The following is a 928-nucleotide window of genomic DNA, read 5'->3' as shown; positions in this document are numbered from 1 at the left end:
CTGTCCAACAGCGAAGTTGCATATATTGAAATCTTACCCTTCTTATTCTTTTTCTTGATCAGTCTTACGGTCATGGTTTGGGATAACGTGGGATACTTTTCAAGCAGCCAACCGTATTTTGGAGGGAGTATTAATGTATATTCCGCATCAGTGGAACTGCTCCGGGAAAAATCTTCGACACATTTCCACCAATTGTCCTTCATCCTGAAAAGAAAGTCGGCCCCTTTTCCTTTCAACTCGAAAAAAAGTCTCAGTGATGCATAATACCTGTCGCACACAAGAAGATCCCCTTCTTTAATATGTCCAAGATGGGCATGACATAGGGTGGCTTCGGAAGTGGTGTAGCTTTCCATACCGGCATCCAGTACTAGGCCGTTGTAAACATCATACAGGTAAGATATCCTGCTCATGTAATGTCCTGCATCCGCATTGGGCCCAAAACCATGATAGCTGAACTTCTCTGACATGGAGGGATGATCTGGGAGTTCAAGCGTTGAACCATCAACAGAAAGCACCCTATGACCCTTCCATTTCTTGAACTTTGCATGTTCGTAAAAAAGACTGCAGATCAAACTGTTAAGCTTTTTGAAAACTGTATAGCACAGTTTTTTCCTGGCCTGGGTAAATGCACTTTTAGTGGGCGATAAGGAAGATTCCCCAAAAAACTCTTCAAGGCAGATATTAAGTCCTTTGTTGCTCTTTGACAAAATAAAAAGCACAAGAACTTCAAAAGAAAAGAAACGGTCACGAAGAAAATCTTTCACCGAAGTCCTACTTTCGATGATAAATTTTTCATAACTTAGTTTTAACTTGAATTCATTTACAATTAAAGTTTTAAGGCTTCCAGCACTCCCTGCTTTCGGAAGCCTTATTTTATATCTCTAATATAATGAATTTCAGTTAATTAACCACTAACTAAACGGCATTA

At 39.7% G+C, this 928-nt stretch carries 1 protein-coding gene; it reads right to left on the bottom strand.

The genetic code is table 11. From position 1 onward, the window contains the following. Positions 1–764: IS4 family transposase (locus ACFFIP_RS17930; RefSeq protein ID WP_382389140.1), on the bottom strand; the 764-nt coding region annotated here is incomplete at its 3' end. Between the last annotated feature and the right edge of the window lie 164 nt (positions 765–928).

The organism is Fontibacter flavus (assembly GCF_042432905.1).
Classification (GTDB): domain Bacteria; phylum Bacteroidota; class Bacteroidia; order Cytophagales; family Cyclobacteriaceae; genus Fontibacter; species Fontibacter flavus.
The sequence above is the reverse complement of the archived record's forward strand: the minus strand, read 5'-3'. Positions and strand labels throughout refer to the sequence as shown.